The following is an 18,505-nucleotide window of genomic DNA, read 5'->3' as shown; positions in this document are numbered from 1 at the left end:
CGGTGCTTCATGGCGACCTCGCGCCGGTTTACTGGCAGGCCTCGCAGGTGGGGTCTTCCAGCGAGCAGAGCTTCGGCCCGGTGGCAATGCCCTGTTCCTCGGCGGTCAGCGGCTTGGCGACGATGGGCGCGCTGGCGGCCACGCCACCGCCGCTGGCGGCGCTGCCATTGCCCACCATGTTCAGACGGCCATCGGTGATGGTGGTCTTCTCGGTGTGGGTGGCACCCAGGCTGCGCAGGTAGTAGGTGGTCTTCAGGCCCGAGACCCAGGCGTGCTTGTACAGCTCGTCCAGCTTGCGGCCGCTGGGCTGCGCCATGTACAGGTTGAGGCTCTGGGCCTGGTCCAGCCACTTCTGGCGGCGGCTGCCGGCATCCACCAGGCGCTTACTGTCGATCTCGAAGGCGCACTTGTAGATGGCCTTGAGCTCGGCCGGCACGCGGTCGATGCGCTGCACACTGCCGTCGAAGTACTTGAGGTCGTGGGCCATCACCTCGTCCCACAGGCCCAGCTTCTTCAGGTCGTTGACCAGGTACTCGTTCACCACCGTGAAGTCGCCCGACAGGTTCGATTTCACGTACAGGTTCTGGTACGTGGGGTCGATGCTCTGGCTGACGCCGACGATGTTGCTGATGGTCGCGGTGGGAGCGATGGCCATGCAGTTGCTGTTGCGCATGCCGCTCACCTTGATCTCGGCGCGCAGGCCGGCCCAGTCAAACTGGCCGGACTGGCTGCGGTCCTGCACCAGATGGCCGCCGCGCTGCTGCGCGAGGATCTCGATGGAGTCGATGGGCAGAATGCCCTGGTCCCACAGCGAGCCCTTGAAGCTGGAGTAGGCGCCGCGCTCCTGCGCCAGCTGGTTGCTGGCCTTGATCGCGTAGTAGCTCACCGCCTCCATGCTGGTGTCGGCGAACTGGATGGCGGCATCGCTCTCGTAGGGCAGACGCAGCTTGTAGAGCGAGTCGTGGAAGCCCATCAGGCCCAGGCCCACCGGACGGTGGCGCAGGTTGCTGTTACGCGCGGTCGGCACCGAGTAGTAGTTGTAGTCGATCACGTTATCCAGCATGCGCATGGCGGTGCTGACGGTCTTCTCCAGCTTCACCAGGTCGAGCGTGCCGTCGGCCTTGATGTGCGCCGGCAGGTTGACCGAACCCAGGTTGCAGACCGCGATCTCGGAGCCGGCCTTGGTGTTGAGCGTGATCTCGGTGCAAAGGTTGGAGCTGTGCACCACGCCGACATGCTGCTGCGGGCTGCGCAGGTTGCAGGGGTCTTTGAAGGTGAACCAGGGGTGGCCGGTTTCAAACAGCATGGCCAGCATCTTCCGCCACAGGGTGACGGCGGGCATGCGCTTGTAGTTCTTGATGCGGCCGTCGTCGGCCAGCTTCTCGTACTCGTTGTAGCGCTTCTCGAAGGCGGCGCCGGTGAGGTCGTGCAGGTCCGGCACTTCCTCGGGGCTGAACAGCGTCCACTGGCCTTCTTCCATCACCCGCTTCATGAACAGGTCGGGGATCCAGTTGGCGGTGTCCATGTCGTGCGCGCGGCGGCGCTCGTCACCGGTGTTCTTGCGCAGGTCGAGGAATTCCTCGACGTCGCGGTGCCAGGTTTCGAGATACGCGCAGAGCGCGCCCTTGCGCTTGCCGCCCTGATTGACCGCCACGCAGGTGTCGTTGGCGACCTTCAGGAACGGCACCACGCCGTTGCTCTTGCCATTGGTGCCCTTGATGTAGCCGCCCATGCCGCGCACCGGCGTCCAGTCGTTGCCCAGGCCGCCGGCAAACTTCGAGAGCATGGCGTTGTCGTGCACCGCGCTGAAGATGCCGTGCAGATCGTCCGGCACCTGGGTGAGGTAGCAGGAGGACAGCTGCGGGCGCGGCGTGGCGCTGTTGAACAGGGTCGGCGTGCTCGACATGAAGTCGAAGCTGCTGAGCAGGTTGTAGAACTCGATGGCCTTGGTCTCGCGGTCCACCTCGTTGATGGCGAGGCCCATGGCGACGCGCATGAAGAAGGCCTGCGGCAGCTCGAAGCGCTTCTTGTTGCGGTGGATGAAGTAGCGGTCGTAGAGGGTCTGCAGGCCGAGGTAGTCGAACTTGCCGTCGCGCTCAGGCATCAGGGCATTGCCCAGGCGCTCGAGGTCGTACTCCATGCAGCGGGCATCGAGCAGCTCTTCCTTCACGCCGCGCTCGATGTAGGCGCGGAAGTATTCGGGGTAGAGCGCGGCCATCTCGCTGGCGGTCGGGCGGGTCTGGGCCTGGTCGAGGAACTTCAGCGCCTCGTGGTACAGGGCCACGGTCAGCAGGCGGGCCGAAACGTAGGTGTAGTTCGGCTCCTTCTCGATGCGCGCGCGGGCAGCGAGGGTGAGCGCCTGCGAGAGCTCGGTTTCCGGAATGCCGTCGTAGAGGTCGCGCACCGCGGCCTGCACCACTTCCTGCACGTCCACGCCGGAAAGGCCGGCGCAGGCCTCGCGCACCAGCACGGTCAGACGATCCTGGTCCAGCGGCACGCTGCGGCCGTCGTCGAGCTTGACGGTGAGGCCCGGGCGAGCGGCTTCGCTCGGCGCCTTGGCCGCGGCTTCGGCGGCGCGGGCCTGCGAGCGCTCCTCGCGGTAGATCACGTAGCTGCGGGCGATCTTGTGCTCGCCGGCGCGCATCAGGCCGAGTTCCACCTGGTCCTGGATGTCTTCGATGTGCACGGTGCCGCCGCCGCTCATGTTGCGGGTCAGCGCGGCGACCACGCTGCGGGTGATGGCATCGACCTTCTCGCGCACCGCGGCGCTGGCGGCGGCGGCGCCGCCTTCCACGGCCAGAAAGGCCTTGGTGACGGCGATGCTGATCTTGCTGGCGTCAAACGCGGTCACCTTGCCGTTGCGGCGGATGACGCGCAGACCGCCCGGGGCGGTGGCGCTGACCTCGGCGAGGCCGGCGGGAGCGGCCGGCGTCGGGAGATGGTCCGGACGGCTGGGGGTGGTGAGGCTGGAACTCTGCATGGAACGGTCTCCCTGGACGGCGTACGGCTTCTTGCCGTGTGTTGGTATTGGAACAAAACGAAATGAAGTGCCTGTCGAGGCCGGGTTTACGTGGTGTGCACGCGTGGCGGACGACGAAAGGGGTGCAGCGGATAGTGGGCCGACGATACCGCCGCAGGGGGGTAGCGTCAACGCGTTTTCTCACAAAATGTTGTGGCCTGATGACGGCCTAGCCACTAGATGCTGTGTTACAGCCTGAACAAGCCCGCGTCTAAGCCGTCGATAAGCGGTGGATAACTTGGGGAGGTTTTTGGCAAAAACCTGCGTCGACAGCTACTTAGCCCCAGGACTGCAAACCGCGGCGAAAATCGCGGCTAGTGCCGTCCACGCAGCCGCCACCGGCGCCGGATTGGCGCCGGTGGAGCTGATTTTTTCGGTAAGGGCGGGGCGGTGCTGGGCTTGCGCAGCCCTGGCCAACTTGCTCAGCAGGCCGGGCCGCTGGCCTTGGTGGCGGCGGCGTCGAAGATCTTCTCGGCGTTGGCGGCCAGGAAGTGCTTGTAGATCAGCGGCCGGCCATCGTCCTGCCAGAGCAGGGCGCCGTCTTCGGCCTGCGCCTGGGCGCGCTCGATGATCTCCACGAACTGCTTTTCGGTCGGCGCGCTGCCCAGGCTGCCATCGGCCTCCATCACGGGCGTGGCCATGGTCGCGGCCATGGTGGCGGTCTGCCGCAGCTTGCTGCCGGGCGCGCCCTGGATCGCCGGCAGTAGCCGGAAGCCACGCGCCGGCATCGCCGCCGCCATCGCTTCGATGCCTTCAAAGCCGGCGGCCAGCACGTCGATGGTGACGTGGTTGAAGTCGGGGCCCAGCGCCAGGGCGCTGGCGGCCTCCGGCGATACCGCCGCCACCGCCTCCAGCGTGCTGCGCCGCATCGGCGCGCCGTTGCGGCTCATCAGGCGGGTGACGAAGTGCTCGATGAAAGCCTCGGCATCGGCCTCGCTCAGAGCCCCCTGCTGTTCGGCACGTTCGATCTGGGCCATGAAGGCGCGGTGGTCCACCGCCGCCGCCTGCTGGGCGCAGTCCTCGCGCAGCAGGCTGGCGACCGCCGGCGGAAAGGCGGCGAGATCGACCTGGGAGACAAAGATCTTGAACTGGCTGGCGTCCTGGCCGTCGGCCTGCAGATCGAAGCTGACCAGCTTCTTGGCCGGGAACAGATAGTCGCGGTCGCGGTGCAGGCCCAGCACCCGCGCGGCGCGCACGATCAGTGCGCGCACCGCCGGGTCGGCGGTGCGGATCGCGCCGTGATCGTTGCGGAACACGCCGCCTTGTTCGTTCACCAGCTGCCGCAGGGCGACGAAGTCCGGCACATTGCCGGCGAACTTGGCGGTGGCGCGCTCGACGAAGCGGGCACGGAGCACGGCGGCGGGGAGCAGACTCATGGCGGGGCTCTTCAAGGGGGGATGCGCACAGTGTCGCCCGGCTCGGGCGGCTCGCCCAGTTCCAACTTCGAGGGCCGGCAGGAGTAGCGGACGATGTCGCCGGTCTGCTGGGCCAGCGGCAGGCCGGGGCTGATCGCGCCTTCGCCGGCCAGGATCAGGCTCTCGCCGCGCTTGAGCAGCAGCTCGGCGCCGGCACCGGTGAGCACATAGCTGCCGTTCTTGCTGTCGTCGATGTAGACGAACTTCTGGTGCTTGAACTCGATGCGGCCATGCACCCGCGAGACCTTGTCGCCGGCCAGCACCAGCGTGCACTGGGCGTCGCGCCCCAGGCGCAAGGGGCAGTCGACGGGGACGAATTCCCGGGTTTCGCCGCGCAGCTTCAGGCTCAGGTTCATGAACAGGCCGGAGCCGACCAGGCTGGGCTCGTTGACCAGGCGGGTTTCCGACTCGCCGAGCGGAGCGCTGAGCAGCAGCAGATCTTCTTCCAGCCGCTCGCTTGGCGTGGGCGGGTTGCCCTCGGCGCGCAGGCGGCCGAATAGCGCGTCGGTACAGGCGATGGCATGGCCGGGCAGGCGCCGCAGCCGGCTGGGCAGGTAATCCAGCCCCTCGGCGCGCAGCTGCTGGCCCTCACGGTGATAGCGGCCCCAGTCCAGCAGCACCTGCACCGCCAGCTGCCGCCGCAGCGGATTGGCGACCCGGATGGTTTCCACCGCCCGCAGCAGGGCTTGCGCCGCCTGCCAGGCTTCGGCGGCGCTGCCGAACAGCGCGCCGACGCGGATCGGCGTCATTTCCAGCGGCAGGCCGGCGGAGTGCTCGATGATGCGGCTGCACAGGCGGCGGTCTTCATAGTCGAGCACCACGTCGGCCAGCTGCCGGCCGCGGGCGTCGGAATACACCGCCAGCAGGATGGCGCCTTCAAAAATGCCGTTGCCAGGCTGTAGTGGCATCGTGGCGCTCCTAGCGGCCCGGATCGAACGCCAGGCAGGCGTAGCGGATCACGTCGCCGGTCTGTTCGATCAGCGGCGAGCCGGGGCTGATGACGCCCTCGGCCACCAGCGGGTAGCGCTCGGCATGCACGAACACCTCGGTGCCGCCGCTGGTCAGGTAACTGCCGTTGCGGGAGTCGTCGCGGTAGTGGAACTTGCCGGCCTCGTAGAGCACCGCGCCATGCAGGCGCGAGACATTGGGGCCGCCGATGCCGAGCGCGCAGGCGGCATCGCGGCCGACCGTGAACGGGCAGTCCTCCGGCCGCACCAGCACGCTGGCGCCGCGCCGAGTCAGGCGCAGCGCCTGGTGCTGCTCCGGCTGCGCGCGGCTGGAGACGAACAGCGTCGCCTCGCGGTAGGTGGCGGCGGTCTCGCGCCAGGGCAGCTCCATCACACCTTGCAGGGCGGGGTTGCTCTGGCGGCTGCCCAGGGGTTGCAGCTCGGAGCGCAGCCTGGCGGGCAGGTGGGGGATGCAGCTGGCGGTGAGCAGCAGGCCGTGTTCCTGCGCCAGCGCCAGCACCTGGCGGATGTGCTCCACCGGCAGCTCGCTGTCTTCCGGCCAGACTTCCAGCGCTACCCGGCCGGCATAGGCGCCGGCCAGACCCTGCTCGTTGATTGCCTCGGCGGCATGCAGAAAGGCGAGGGCGGCGTCGAGCGCCAGCTCGGTGCGATCGAACATGCCCAGATACTCGCCGCCGCCGGTGACCGCGATGGCCGCGCCCGGACGCTCCAGGGCGGCCTTCAGCAGTGCCTGCTGGTCCGGCCGTAGACTGCCGCCGCGCAGCGAGACCACCGAGGCCAGCATCACGGTGGAGAGACGGGGCGAGGCGGACGGGGCTGGACTCATGCTTTGGCCGGTCGGGATGGGACGCTGGCGGGAGCGGCTTGCGTTGCCGGACCATACGTGGCGGCGAGGGCCGGCGCAGCTCTGGCAGGTCGCGTCGTCAGCATTGGCGATTATACAATCAGGTTATGACCTCGATTGATTCCGCAGCGAGCGCTGCGCGCTATCAAAAGCACTGCCCGGGCTGCTTCCAACTAAAGGGCGGTGTGGCGGCCTGCCCTTACTGCGGCTACGACGAGGCGGCACCGCGCAGCCCGCTGTTTCTGCCGCACGGCATGATCCTCGGTGGTCAGTACCGGGTCGGCCGGGTGCTGGGACGGCCAGGTGGCTTCGGCATCACCTACCTGGGCTGGGACGTCAACTTGCAGCAGCGGGTGGCGATCAAGGAATACCTGCCGCGCGAACTCGCCGGTCGCACCCAGGAAAATCTCGAGGTGCTGGCGCACACGCCGGAAGACCGCCGCGGCTTCGAGTTTGGCAAGGAGCAGTTCCTGCGCGAGGCGCGCATCGTCGCCAAGCTCGACCACCCCAACATCGTGCGGGTGCGCAACTTCTTCAACGCCAACTCCACCGCCTATCTGGTGATGGATTACTACGAGGGCATGACGCTGGGCGACTACCTGACCAGCGTCCGCACCCGGCTGGAGCCGGCGCTGGCGATCCCGCTGATCAAGCCGGTGCTCGACGGCCTGCAGTACGTGCACGAGCGCGGTCTGGTGCACCGGGATCTGAAGCCACACAACATTTATCTCGCGGCGGTGGGCCGGCCGATCGTGCTCGACTTCGGTGCCGCCCGGCAGGCGGCGGGCGACCGCGTGCAGAGCCTGTCGGTGGTGCTCACCGAGGGCTATGCGCCGCTGGAGCAATACCAGCGGCGCGCGGTGCAGGGCCCCTGGACCGACGTCTACGGCACTGCCGCCACGCTGTTTCGCATGCTCACCGGCCATGCGCCGCCGATTGCCCTGGACCGCATCGGCCAGGACCCGATGGAAAGCGGTGGCTGGGCGGGGATTCCGGATTCGCTGATCCCGGCCATGCGCAAGGCGCTGGCGGTGCGCCCCAATGATCGCTACCAGAGTGCGGCGGAATTCCGCACCGCCCTGGAGCAGTACCAAGGCCTGGGCGAGGCGCCGCTGCCACCGCCCCGGCCCGGGGTCGAGGCCGACTCGGCGAGCCGGCCACGCTCCCGCACGCTGCCGCCGATGACGCCGGAGCCGAAGTCGACGCCGCCCGCGACCGCGCCGAGCACGCCCACCGGACCGCCCTCCGCGCAGCGCTTGCCGGGGTCGACGCTGCCGCCCGATCCGCCGCCGGCGGTGGTGCTGCGCGCGGTGCCGCCGCCGGTGCCGGCCGTTGCTGCCGGCACCGGGCTGGAGCGGCCGCGATCCGCCAGCGAGGCCCTGGCCGCGGAGCTGGGCCCCAACGACGCGCTGCGGCCCCCGGGTGGCTATCCCCTGCTGGGCGCGCGTGGCGAGGTGGCGGCGTCCCTGCCCGTGCCAGCGGTCAAGACCGCCCCCAGGGCGGTGCTGGGCGAGTTGCCGCCACTGGATGCCGGCTCGGCCTCCACCCATCGCCGGCCGCCGGAGCCGGCGCCCTCGCTGCTCGCCAGCCCGGCGTCACCGCCATCGCGGCGGGCCGAAGACCGTCGCGGCAGCCGGCTGCCCAACCGCCTGTTGCTGATCGCGCTGGGGCTGACCGCCGCCCTGGCGGTGGTGTACGTGTTGCTGCACCCGCCCGGCAGCGACCACCCCGCTCCCGAGGTCGTGCCAGCCGCGTCGGTAGCCAGCGCCGCGGTGCCGGCGGCCGATGCGCCCGAACCGCGGACCGCGGCCGCCGAGACCGCCCTGAGTCCGGTGCGCCTGCCCGAGCTGGTGGCCCTGCCGGCCGGCGAGCTGCCGCAGCCCAGCGGCGGCGCGCCCCTGTCACTGCGGCCGTTCCGCATCGGCGCCAGCGAGGTGACGGTGGGGCAGTTCACCGATTTCGTGCGCCGCAGTGGCTACCGCAATCCGCGCTGGCCCAACTACCCCTGCGAGAGCGCCGGTAGCCGGCTGCCGGAATGGAACGCCCCCGGCTATGCGCAGACCGACGATTTTCCGGTGGTCTGCACCAGCCTCGCCGACGCCCAGGCCTATAGCGACTGGCTGAGCCGGGAAACCGGTCAGCGCTTCCGCCTGCCCACCGAGGCCGAGTGGGAATTCGCCGCCCGCGCCGGCACCCGCGGCCGCTACTGGTGGGGCAATGAATATGTCGAGGGCATGGCCAGCTGCCAGAGCTGCCCGCCGCTGGTGCCGACCCAGCCGATGGCGGTGCGCAGCTTCGCCGCCAACCCGTTCGGATTGTTCGAGATGCTCGGCAATGTCCGCGAGTGGACCTGTTCCAGCTACACCGCCGGCCCCGGCATCAGCAACCGCTGTGCCACTCCGGGCGAGCCGGGCCGCATGACCGTGCGCGGCGGCTCCTGGCGGGAGGGCCTGGAGACCCTGGATGCGGGCGCGCGCGAGGGCTTTGAGTCCTACCGCCGCAATGTCTGGACCGGCTTTCGCGTGGTCCAGGAATAGGCTGAGTACCTGCGCGGTGAGGGCGGCGGCCGCTGGCCGCCTGTGAGGGCGCGGGTTCGCTGCGCTTCCCGCTGTGAGGGCGGGCCGCTGCGCGGCCCTGTCAGGGATAAGCAACAGCAAGCAGTGCTGAGCTTGGCGCCGCCCGCTGTTCGTTTCGGCTTTTCCCTCACAGCGATGCGTAGCATCGCGACCTCACAGCGAGCCCGCGCAGCGGGCAGCGCCCTCACAGGCGGCCAGCGGCCGCCGCCCTCACCGAGCTGTGCTAGCCGCTGCGCAGGGCCTCGACCACCGGCATGCGCACTGCCTTGACCGCCGGCGGCAGACCGCCGATCAGGCCGATCACCAGCGCCCAGCTCAGGCCCTTCTGCACCAGCTCGGGGGTGACCGCGAAGTTGAACGCGACCTGGGTGAAGTTGGCGCCCAGGGTCGAGACGGTCATGCCGTTGAACAGCAGATAGGCCACGGTCGCGCCGAGCACGCCGCCGCTGAGTGCCAGCAGCATGGCCTCGGTGAGCACCGAGAGCACCACCGGCAGGCCGGAGAAACCGATCGCGCGCAGGGTGGCGATCTCCACCTGCCGGGTCGAGACCGCCGAGTACATGCTGTTGAGTGCGCCGAACAGCGCACCCACCGCCATGATGGTGGCGACCACGCCGGTCAGCATGCCGATCTGGTCGCTGAACTGCTGCGACTGGCTGGAGTAGTAGGCGAGCTCGGTGCTGACATCCACCTGCAGGCGCGGGTCGGCCTTGAGCGCCGCCTTCAGCGGCTCCAGGCTGTCCGGCGATTCCAGCTGCGCCAGCAGCGAGGAGGCCGAGCTGCCGCGGCCGAAGGCCGAACGGGCGGTGTTGGCGTCGGTCCACAGCTCCGACTCGTGGGCGTCGCCGCCGGAGGCGAAGACCCCGACCACGGTCCACTCCGAGCCACGAAACCTCAGCACCGAGCCGACGCTGACGCCCTGGAACTGCCGCGCCGCGCCCTGGCCGACCACCACCTCGCGCAGGCCGGGCGTGAACCAGCGGCCCTCGACCAGCTTCACCTCGGGGCGGATGCTCAGGCCCATGGGCTCGACGCCGCGCAGCGAGACATTGACGTCGGCGCGCTGCGCGCCTTCGCCACGGCGCAGCTCGGTGATCACCACCAGTTCGGCGGAGGCCAGCGGCCGGCCTTGGGCGTCCTTGCGGATGCCGGGCAGCTCGCGCAAGAGCGGCAGCACATCGCCCAGCAGCGTCGAGGACAGCTCGGCGGTGACGCCACCGGCCAGGAACAGCGCGCGGTCGGTCTTGCCGGTGGCCTTGAGGGTGGCGCCGAAGCCTTGCGACATCGACAGCAGCGCCACCAGCACGCCGACCACGCCGGCGATGCCGATGACGATCACCAGCGACGAACCCAGCCGCTGCGGGATGGCGCGCAGGTTCATCCAGGTGATGGCGAGGATTTGCTTCATGTGGATGGGCTCCTTATCGACCGCTCAGGCCGTCGACGATGGACAGGCGCATGGCCTTGAGCGCCGGCGGCAGGCCGACCAGCAGGCCGACGCCGAACATGCTGGCGAGCGCGATCATCCAGACCTGGGTATCGGCCTTGAGCGGTGGCATCTGCACCGGCGCATGCGCCAGCACGCCCATCACCACATTGGCCAGGCCCATGCCCACCAGGCCACCGATCACGCAGAGCAGCAGCGACTCGGCGATCACCAGCGCCAGCACACTGCCATTGGTGAAGCCCAGCGTCTTGAGCACTGCCAGCTCCGGGATGCGCTCGCGCACCGCCTGGCTCATGGTGTTGCCAGTGAGCAGCAGGATGGTGAAGAACACCGCGCCGAGGATGGAATTGAGGATCAGGCTCAGATTGCCGATCTGACGCACGAAGTTGAGCGAGAACTCCTTTTCGGTCTGGGTCTTGGTCTCGTCCGGCGAGTTCTCGAACATCTGGTCGATCTGCCGGCCGATGGCTTCGGCGCGGTCGGGGTCGGCGATGCGCAGCACGTAGATGCCGGCGCCGCCCTGGCCGAACAGCCGCGCCTCGTCGAAGTAGTCGTAACGGATGTACATATTGCCCATGCGCGGGCAGGAGTCGGTGCTGGTGTTGTCGAAGATGCCGACCAGATCGAATTCCCAGGCGCGCGAGCCGTCCTTCTTGGGAAAGATCTGGCTCACCAGGGGAATGCGGTCGCCGACTTTCCAGCCGAAGCGCTCGGCGAGCTGCCTGCCGGCGATGGCGGCAGTGCGTGAGCTCTTCCAGGCCGCCGCCTGCTCGGCCGGCAGCGTGCATTCGGTGAAGGTCTTCAGCCAGCGCTCCGGCTGTACCGCGAACTGCGGGAAGAAATTCTTCGGGTCCTTGTAGACGCCGCCGAAGAACTGCGAGAACGACACCGACTCGATGCCCGGCACTGCCTCGATCTGCGGCAGCAGGCGCAGCGGCAGCGGTGAGGTGAAGGAAACCCGCGCCTGGGTGATCAGCAGATTGGCGCCGAGATTCAGGCCGCCGGTGTTGAACACCGAGTTGGCCGCCTGCAACAGGCCCAGCAGCAGGAAGGCGGCGACCAGCGAGAACAGCGTCAGCCAGGTGCGGGTCTTCTTGCGCCAGAGCGTGGCCCAGAGCAGCGGGAAGTATTTCATCGCGGCCTCCCGCCTTAGTGCGCCGGCTCGATCGCCAGCGCGCCCTTATCCATATGCACCTGGTGCGTCGCAAACTCCGCCGCCTTGGGGTCGTGGGTCACCATCACGATGGTCTTGCCGTGCTCGCGGTTGAGTGTCTGCAAGAGGCCCAGGATCTCGTCGGCGGTCTTGCGGTCGAGATCGCCGGTGGGTTCGTCGCAGATCAGCAGGGTGGGGTCGGCGACCAATGCGCGGGCGATGGCGACACGCTGCGCCTGGCCGCCGGAAAGTTCGTTGGGCTTGTGGCTGGCGCGGTCGGCGAGGCCGACCACGGTGAGCGCGATCTGCGCGCGCCGGGCGCGCTCGCTGGCCGAGAGCTTGGTCAGCAGCAGCGGCAGCTCGACGTTCTTCTGCGCGCTGAGCATCGGCATCAGGTTGTAGAACTGGAACACGAAGCCGACGTGGCGGGCGCGCCAGGCGGCAAGCGCCGAGGACTTGAGCTTCTCGATGCGCTCGCCGGCCACGACCACCTCGCCCCGGGTGGGCTGGTCGAGGCCACCGATCAGGTTGAGCAGGGTGGTCTTGCCCGAGCCGGAGGGGCCCATGAGCGCCAGGAAGTCGCCCTTGGCCACTTCTAGGTCCAGGGCCTTCAGCACCTCGACGCTCTGCTTGCCGCGCGTGTAGGTCTTGCTGACGCCGCGCAATTGCACGATGGCTTCACTCATCACTGGGCTCCTTGCACCTTGATCCGGCTTCCTTCCGCGAGTTTGCCGAAATCGCCGACTGCCAGCGACTCGCCGCCGTTGAGGCCGTCCAACACCTGCAGATAGCCGTTCTCGGCCGGCACGGTCTTCACCGGCTGACGGCGCACCGTCTCGCCGCCGATCACGAATACCGCGTCGCCTGCCAGCGCCTCGGCGGGAATCAGCACCCGTCGCGGCAGCGCGGCGGTCGGCTCCGGTGCATCGTCGGCGAGAAAGCTCACCCGCGCGCCCATGTCCGGCAGGATGCGCGGGTCCAACGCCTCACCACTCTTGCGCACCAGGCCCACCCGCACCTTCACCGTCGCCTTGCTGCGGTCGGCGGTGGGGATGATGGCGATCAGCTCGGAGGGAATCTCCCAGTCCGGATAGGCATTGAGCTTGGTGCTGGCGCGTTGCCCGGCCTTCACCTTGGTGAGGAAGTTTTCGTTGACGTCGACCTCGACTTCCAGCGAGTTCATGTCCACCAGGGTGCCCAGCCCGGTGCGGGTGCCGGCGCCGCCGGCGGAGAGCGGCGAGATCATCTCGCCCGGCTGCGCGTTCTTCACGGTGATGACGCCGGAGAACGGCGCGCGCACCACGGTGTCCTCGTTCTGCTGGCGGCTCACCGCCAGCTGCTGCTGCGCCACCCGCACGCCCTGCTCGCTGCTCGCGAGCCTGGCCTTGAGCTGCGCCACGGTGGTGTCGGCGTTGTCGACCGCGGCCTGCGAGACCAGCTTCTTGTCGAGCAGCTCGCGGTTGCGGCGGGCGTCACGCTCGGCATTGGCGAGCGACACCCGCAGTTCGGTCAGCTGGGCACGGGCCTGTTCGACCTGGGCCTCGGCGAGCCCGAGCTGGGCGCGGCTGTTGCTGGCGTCCAGGCGCGCCAGCACCTCGCCTTCCTCGACGCGCTGGCCCTCCTCGAAGTTGATCGCCACCACCTTGCCGGTGATCTTCGAAGACACCGTCGCCTGCCGGCGCGCCACCACGTAGCCGGAGGCGTCGAGCACCGAGCCGCCGCCAGCCGCCGCCGCGCCGCCCTTCACCTGCACGCTGACCGCACGCACCGGCTGGGCTCCGCCGCCGCGCAGGGCCAGGTAGGCGCCGCCGGCCAGCAGCAGCAACAAGGCCGCCAGTACCCAGGGCCAGCGCGGACGCGCGGGCTCCAGGCTGCTGGCACTGCCACGGTCAATGGAAAGCTGGCGCAGGAGTTCGGCTTGGGAGGACATACGGGCGGTCGCTGAAATGCTTAGGCGTGCAGCATGCCGTAGCCCATGTCCTGGCGGTAGCGATTTCTTGTAACCGCCAGAAACCTCCGGCGGTCCACCCGGTTCAGCAGTTGACGCCTTCGCGGTTGCGGCGCTGCCTTTCCTTGGGATTGGCGGCGGCTTCTTCGCCAGCGGCGGCGACCAGTGCATCGTCGAGTCGGTACTCGCCGTCGGCGCCCAGCACCGAGCCGGCATAGTGGTACTTGCCGTCCTGGCCGCGGAAGCAGCCGCGCGGGTGGTATTGGCCGTCCATGCCCAGGAAGGAACCTGGCGGATGGTAGCGACCGTCTTCACCGAGAAAGAAATTGCGGCCGTAGTACTGGCCGTCATGACCCAGGAAGGAGCCGGCGGCGCGGTATTCGCCATCGCCACAGAGCAGCTCGCCATTGCGATGGTATTTGCCGTCGGTGCCCATAAAGGAACCGGGCGGGTGGTACTTGCCGTCGCTACCCAGGAAATGCTCCTTGGGGTAGTACTTGCCGTCGATGCCGAGTTGGTACCCGGTGGGGTGATACTGGCCGTCGACACCGCGGAATCGGGTGGCTGGTTTCATGCGCGCTCCATACAGCTTGCCGGCAAGGAACGGGCGGCCGCCGGCAAGTCGGAATCTCGGCGCGTCCGCAGTCGCGGCGGCGGGGAATTGCAGGCCGGGGCGTGGCGCACGGTAGCACGCCTGGCTCTGAGGGGTCGCCGCAGGCGGCGCAAGGGGCCTTGCCGCGACGGCCTTGGTGCCCGCTGCAGCGGCAAAGAAACCCGCCGTTTCGGCGGCGGGCCTGAGAGATGCGTGGCGAGAGTACTAGGCGACCAGTTTGTGTTCCGGGGCGCCGAAGTAGATGCCCTGGCTGCCCTTGCTCTCGACGAAATACTGCTCGGGCTTGAACACATCGACCTCGATGGCTTCCAGCCGGGCGCTGACTGCCGTGGCCACCTGGTTGGCCTCCTCGCGGCTGATCAGCCCCAGATGCGCGGCCTCGCCGGCCAGATCTTCGAGAGGACCACGCGGCAGCTTGCGGGCCTTCTGTGCCTCGTGGATCTTCGCCAGGATGGTCTGCACCTCGGTGCCCAGGCGGAAGGCGCGCAGCAGGCGGCCCAGGCCGCCGGCAGTTTCCGGCGGCGCGTACACGTACTCGGTGAGCCGACGGAACTGCGCGTTGTGGCTCTGGAGGGTAAGCGCGGCGGCGTGGCTGAGCGCGTCCTTGGGCAGGCTGCCGAGCGGATTCAGACGTAGCACCGGGGTGACGAAGACGCGCATCAGCTTGCCGAGCACGCCGTCGAAGTTGGCAACGATGCCCTCGAAGGCCTCCTGCACCTGCGCCAGCGAATAGTTGAGCGCGTAGTGCACCAGCGGCAGATCTTCTTGGCGACGGCCCTCGGCCTCGAAGCGGCGCAGCGCCGAGAAGCCCAGCAGCTGCCAGGCCAGCGCATCGGCATAGCGGCCGGTGAGCTTGCCGCGCGCCTTCAGCTTGCCGCCGATGGCGAACATCGCCAGGTCGGTATACAGGCCATAGCGTGCCGCCGCCCAGCCGAGCCGGCGGTAATAGGTCTTGGTTTCCGGCGCGACCTCGGGCACCGCTACCGTGTAGCCGCGGGTGAGTCCTCGCACGATGGTGCGGCCGAAGCCGGCGACGACATGGCCGAACCAGCCGAGCAGGTTCTTGCGGAACTTGGCGACATCGCCTTCCTCGGCGCCGTGCACCACTTCCAGCGCGTAGGGGTGGCAGCGGGTGGCGCCCTGGCCGAACACGATCAGGGTGCGGGTCATGATGTTGGCGCCTTCCACCGTCACGCCCACCGGTGCGGTCGAGTAGCCGATGCCGAGGATGTTGTTGGGCCCCTGCATGACGCCGGCGCCGCTGAACACGTCCATGCCTTCGGTGATGAGCTGTCGGCTGATCTCGGTGGTGTAGGCCTTGAGGACGGCGGAAGTCACCGGCGGCTCGTGGCCGGCGTCCAGCGCCGAGCAGACGAACACCCTTGAGGCTTCGAGCAGGTAGGAGAGGCCGGCGATCTTGCCGACCTTGTCCTCCACGCCTTCCATGCGGCCGATGGCAATACCGAACTGCTGACGCACCATCGAATAGGCGCCGGTGGCTGCCGCCACCGCCTTGGCGCCGCCGACCGCGCCGGCCGGCAGTGACACCGCGCGACCGCCGGCGAGCTGCTCCATCAGCATCTTCCAGCCCTGGCCGGCGCGCGCTACGCCGCCGATGATGTTGCCGACCGGCACCACCACGTCCTTGCCGTAGAGCGGGCCGTTGTCGAAGGCGTCACCGATCGGCATGTGGTGATCGCCGCTGGAAAAGCCCGGCGTGCCCTTGTGGATCAGCACGCAGCTGATGCCGATGTCGGCGCCTTTGCCAAGCAGGTTCTGTGGATCAAGCAGCTTGCAGGCCAGGGTCACCAGATTGGCGACCGGCGCCAGCGTGATGTAGCGCTTGCGGAAGTTGAGGCGGATCTTGATCTCGCCGTCGGCGTCGCGGAACACCTCGCCCTCGGCCTTGATGCTGGCGGCGTCGGAGCCGGCGGTGGGCTCGGTGAGGCCGAAGCAGGGGATGTATTCGCCGCGCGCCAGCTTGGGCAGGTAGTGGTCCTTCTGCGCCTCGGTGCCGTAATGGATGATCAGCTCGGCAGCGCCCAGCGTATTCGGAATCACCACATAGGTTCCGACGCCGGCGTTGTAGCTGGTGACCTTGGCCATGATCGTGGAGATGGCCAGCTTGGAGAATTTGAGGCCGCCGTACTTCTTGTCGATGAGGAAGGACATGAAGCCCTTGCTCTTGAGGAAGTCGAGGATTTCCGGTGGCACCCGCTTGCTGCGGTTGATCTCGTAGCGGTCGATCATCCGCAGCAGCTCTTCCACCGGTCCGTCGAGGAAGGCCTGCTCTTCCGGCGAGACCCGCGCATAGGCCTCGGCGAGCATCTTCCTGAAGTCGGGGTTGCCGCCGAAGAACTCGCCGTCGATCCACACCGAGCCGGCTTCCAGGGCCTGGCGCTCGGTATCGGAAATCTGCGGCAGCAGCTTGTTGGACTTCATCCAGCTCATCAGTAGAGCGAACATGGCAGCACTCCTTGGCGTAGGTCGAAAGGGGAAACTCAGTTTCTGGGCAGATCGCGCTCAGGGCCGACCTGCCGGAGATCAAAGGCGCCGCCGTAGTCCTGACCGAAGGCGCCGATCAGATCGCGCTCTCCGGGGTCTGGCAGCCAGCGGCTGAAAGCCCGCAGGTAGCTCCAGGTGCCGGCGCCGACCAGGCCGCGCAGCAGCGGCGAGGGTGTGGGCACCGCATGCACACGCCGCAGCGGCGCGTCGAAGGTCGAATAGAAAATATGCTCGCCCACTGAACCCAGGCTGGCCGGCATCAGCAGGGCGCCGACATCCTTCGCCAGGGCCCGCACCACACCGATGCCGTCGGGCGTGCTGGCGTAGTGCCCGGCCTCGTAGGCCTCCATCCAGCGCCGCAGCGCGAACTCGTCCGTCGGGATATCGGTGATGCCCAGCAGTTCGCCGATGCGGCGCCAGAACACGTACATCGCCCGCGTCTCGTTGCGGCTGAAGATGTCCCGCCCGGCCATGCGCTCGGCCACCCGCTGCGGCTCGCAGCAGAGAGTGGCCAGCGTGTAGAGGTTGAGGTCGTTGTGGATGGTGAAGCGCGCGTGCATGCGGCGCAGCTGCTCGGCGGCGCGCTGGCCCTGTTCGTCGTCCCAATGCCGGAAGAACTGCCCGAAGAACAGCAGGGTGTCCTGGTTGCGCTTGCGGGTCTGGGTGACGATGTCGCCGCGCCCACCACGCCAGAGCACACGGGCGATGTCGGGTATCGCCACCTGGCGCGCGAAGGCGAGGGAGAACAGCAGGTAGACGAACAGCGGCGGGCCGTAACGCACCTCGAAGGACAGATGCACGATGCGGCGCGCATCGCGTTCCGGATCGAGGCGCTCGATCTCGCGTCTTGCCCAATAGGGGTGGCGCATGTTCAATGCCCGGCCGCCGCACTTGCGCCCGGCTTGAAGCGGAACACCGGGTAGGGCGCGTGCTCGGCAACGCTGGAAGCCGGCAGACCGATGACCTGGTGGAGCGAGGAGCCGGTGACGTAGAGCCAGCCCTCCGGGCCAAAGGAAAAGCCATCCGGCCAGCGCAGCGTCTCGGTCTTGATCAGCGTCTCCAGCGCGCCGGTGTCGGGTGCGTAGCGGACGATGGCCGAGTGTTCGAGATCGGAGAGGTAGATGCGGCCCTGGTCGTCGCTGCTGATGCCATCCGACATGGTCTTTGGCGCGAGCGTCTCGACCTGTCCGGCGAGTTGCTCCGGGCCCAGAGCCTGGTTGCGCAGATCGGCGGTGCGGATGCGGTAGAGGTGCGTGCCGGTGATCGGCGCGTAGTACAGCCACTGGTCGTCGCGGGAGAGCGCGATGGAATCGACGCCGGGCCGGATCGCCACCAGGCCGAAGGCTTCCATGCGACGACCCTGGACCACCGGGATGTAGTTCTCGGGCGTGACCGAGACATGCCGCTCCAGCAGGCGGCGTGCCTTGCCGCTGCCCACATCGACCACCACCAGCGCCGGCTTCAGGCCGAAGAAGCTGGCATCGGCGATGTAGACGCTGCCGCCGTCGCTGGAGATTTGCAGGTCGTTGTAGTGCGAGCCGAGGCCGGCGATGGCGCGCTCGAAGACGATCTCGCGCAATCGCTCGCCGCTGGCGACATCGAAGGCGGTCAGCTTCACCGGCTTCACGCCATGACCGCCGTTGTCGAGCGTCCATAGGCGGTTCTGGCGGTCGATGCGGATGCCCAGCACGTCGGTGAATTGCGCCTGCGCTTCGGCGCTGGGCCAGGGGCGTGCTTGGCCGTTCACCAGTTCCACCAGGGTCTGGCTGGGGCGGGCCTCCGGGTGCAGCGAGACGAACACGCGACCCTCCGCCGATACCGCGATGTTGCCGGGCGGAGTGGGCAGCTCGGCAACCACTTCCAGTGCCGAGGCGGGCAGGGTCGGAGCCCCGCTGCGGTCCGGAAAGTCGCTGCGCCCACCGCCGTAGCGCAGCTTTACCACCAGCAGCAACACGGCGATGAGTGCGATCAGGGCCAGCAGCATCCGCACTAGCCACTTCATCGCCGTGCGCATGGC

At 68.4% G+C, this 18,505-nt stretch carries 13 protein-coding genes; 1 reads left to right on the top strand and 12 read right to left on the bottom strand.

What is annotated here, in order from left to right; translation table 11 throughout:
- Positions 1–28: 28 nt before the first annotated feature.
- The 4 genes from AC3WT6_RS15620 to AC3WT6_RS15605 all read right to left on the bottom strand — a co-directional run bounded on the left by AC3WT6_RS15620 (position 29) and on the right by AC3WT6_RS15605 (position 6,228).
- Entirely contained in the window at positions 29–2,980 is a 2,952-nt protein-coding gene (locus AC3WT6_RS15620) for a ribonucleoside-diphosphate reductase subunit alpha (protein WP_492654530.1), read from the bottom strand.
- Positions 2,981–3,441: 461 nt separating this feature from the next.
- The gene (locus AC3WT6_RS15615) at positions 3,442–4,395 is read right to left on the bottom strand and encodes a 2-oxoadipate dioxygenase/decarboxylase family protein (protein WP_492654529.1); all 954 of its coding nucleotides are present in this window, start codon (positions 4,393–4,395) and stop codon (positions 3,442–3,444) included.
- Positions 4,396–4,406: 11 nt separating this feature from the next.
- Positions 4,407–5,342: an FHA domain-containing protein gene (locus AC3WT6_RS15610; protein ID WP_492654528.1), complete on the bottom strand. Its 936-nt coding sequence runs from the start codon at positions 5,340–5,342 to the stop codon at positions 4,407–4,409.
- A 10-nt stretch (positions 5,343–5,352) separates the two neighbouring features.
- Complete coding sequence (locus AC3WT6_RS15605) at positions 5,353–6,228, bottom strand: FHA domain-containing protein (protein WP_492654527.1); 876 nt, start codon at positions 6,226–6,228, stop codon at positions 5,353–5,355.
- Between the two features lie 125 nt (positions 6,229–6,353).
- Between AC3WT6_RS15605 and AC3WT6_RS15600 the strand changes: the two genes are divergently transcribed.
- Complete coding sequence (locus tag AC3WT6_RS15600; RefSeq protein ID WP_492654526.1) at positions 6,354–8,783, top strand: SUMF1/EgtB/PvdO family nonheme iron enzyme; 2,430 nt, start codon at positions 6,354–6,356, stop codon at positions 8,781–8,783.
- A 262-nt stretch (positions 8,784–9,045) separates the two neighbouring features.
- On the opposite strand, the gene AC3WT6_RS15595 is transcribed toward AC3WT6_RS15600, so the two are convergent.
- The 8 genes from AC3WT6_RS15595 to AC3WT6_RS15560 all read right to left on the bottom strand — a co-directional run bounded on the left by AC3WT6_RS15595 (position 9,046) and on the right by AC3WT6_RS15560 (position 18,502).
- A complete protein-coding gene (locus AC3WT6_RS15595; RefSeq protein ID WP_492654525.1) occupies positions 9,046–10,230 on the bottom strand; it encodes an ABC transporter permease in 1,185 nt (394 codons plus the stop codon).
- 13 nt (positions 10,231–10,243) lie between these two features.
- The gene (locus AC3WT6_RS15590) at positions 10,244–11,404 is read right to left on the bottom strand and encodes an ABC transporter permease (RefSeq protein WP_492654524.1); all 1,161 of its coding nucleotides are present in this window, start codon (positions 11,402–11,404) and stop codon (positions 10,244–10,246) included.
- 14 nt (positions 11,405–11,418) lie between these two features.
- Positions 11,419–12,108 carry an ABC transporter ATP-binding protein gene (locus AC3WT6_RS15585; RefSeq protein WP_492654523.1) on the bottom strand — a complete coding sequence of 230 codons (690 nt, stop codon included), beginning with the start codon at positions 12,106–12,108 and terminating at the stop codon, positions 11,419–11,421.
- Positions 12,108–13,352 (bottom strand): efflux RND transporter periplasmic adaptor subunit, encoded by a 1,245-nt coding sequence (locus AC3WT6_RS15580; protein WP_492654522.1) that lies wholly within the window; start codon positions 13,350–13,352, stop codon positions 12,108–12,110. Before AC3WT6_RS15580 ends, AC3WT6_RS15585 begins: the two co-directional genes overlap by 1 nt.
- A 103-nt stretch (positions 13,353–13,455) precedes the next feature.
- On the bottom strand, positions 13,456–13,944 hold the full coding sequence (locus AC3WT6_RS15575) for a hypothetical protein (protein WP_492654521.1): 489 nt from the start codon (positions 13,942–13,944) through the stop codon (positions 13,456–13,458).
- Positions 13,945–14,187: 243 nt separating this feature from the next.
- Positions 14,188–16,449, bottom strand: a complete 2,262-nt coding sequence (locus tag AC3WT6_RS15570) for an acyl-CoA dehydrogenase (RefSeq protein ID WP_492654520.1) — start codon at positions 16,447–16,449, stop codon at positions 14,188–14,190.
- A 35-nt stretch (positions 16,450–16,484) separates the two neighbouring features.
- A complete protein-coding gene (locus tag AC3WT6_RS15565) occupies positions 16,485–17,357 on the bottom strand; it encodes an oxygenase MpaB family protein (protein ID WP_492654519.1) in 873 nt (290 codons plus the stop codon).
- Positions 17,358–17,359: 2 nt separating this feature from the next.
- Positions 17,360–18,502, bottom strand: a complete 1,143-nt coding sequence (locus AC3WT6_RS15560; protein ID WP_492654518.1) for an SMP-30/gluconolactonase/LRE family protein — start codon at positions 18,500–18,502, stop codon at positions 17,360–17,362.
- Between the last annotated feature and the right edge of the window lie 3 nt (positions 18,503–18,505).

The sequence above is a fragment of the Stagnimonas sp. FW305-C-60 genome (assembly GCF_058782965.1).
This window is presented reverse-complemented; position numbering and strand designations above follow the sequence as displayed.

Excerpts from the sequence above, each read along its gene's own strand:
- AC3WT6_RS15575 (WP_492654521.1), bottom strand. The coding sequence starts at position 13,944 with ATGAAACCAGCCACCCGATTCCGCGGTGTCGACGGCCAGTATCACCCC.
- AC3WT6_RS15580 (WP_492654522.1), bottom strand. The coding sequence starts at position 13,352 with ATGTCCTCCCAAGCCGAACTCCTGCGCCAGCTTTCCATTGACCGTGGC.
- AC3WT6_RS15565 (WP_492654519.1), bottom strand. The coding sequence starts at position 17,357 with ATGCGCCACCCCTATTGGGCAAGACGCGAGATCGAGCGCCTCGATCCG.
- AC3WT6_RS15610 (WP_492654528.1), bottom strand. The coding sequence starts at position 5,342 with ATGCCACTACAGCCTGGCAACGGCATTTTTGAAGGCGCCATCCTGCTG.
- AC3WT6_RS15595 (WP_492654525.1), bottom strand. The coding sequence starts at position 10,230 with ATGAAGCAAATCCTCGCCATCACCTGGATGAACCTGCGCGCCATCCCG.
- AC3WT6_RS15560 (WP_492654518.1), bottom strand. The coding sequence starts at position 18,502 with ATGCGCACGGCGATGAAGTGGCTAGTGCGGATGCTGCTGGCCCTGATC.
- AC3WT6_RS15570 (WP_492654520.1), bottom strand. The coding sequence starts at position 16,449 with ATGTTCGCTCTACTGATGAGCTGGATGAAGTCCAACAAGCTGCTGCCG.
- AC3WT6_RS15620 (WP_492654530.1), bottom strand. The coding sequence starts at position 2,980 with ATGCAGAGTTCCAGCCTCACCACCCCCAGCCGTCCGGACCATCTCCCG.
- AC3WT6_RS15585 (WP_492654523.1), bottom strand. The coding sequence starts at position 12,108 with ATGAGTGAAGCCATCGTGCAATTGCGCGGCGTCAGCAAGACCTACACG.
- AC3WT6_RS15605 (WP_492654527.1), bottom strand. The coding sequence starts at position 6,228 with ATGAGTCCAGCCCCGTCCGCCTCGCCCCGTCTCTCCACCGTGATGCTG.
- AC3WT6_RS15590 (WP_492654524.1), bottom strand. The coding sequence starts at position 11,404 with ATGAAATACTTCCCGCTGCTCTGGGCCACGCTCTGGCGCAAGAAGACC.
- AC3WT6_RS15600 (WP_492654526.1), top strand. The coding sequence starts at position 6,354 with ATGACCTCGATTGATTCCGCAGCGAGCGCTGCGCGCTATCAAAAGCAC.
- AC3WT6_RS15615 (WP_492654529.1), bottom strand. The coding sequence starts at position 4,395 with ATGAGTCTGCTCCCCGCCGCCGTGCTCCGTGCCCGCTTCGTCGAGCGC.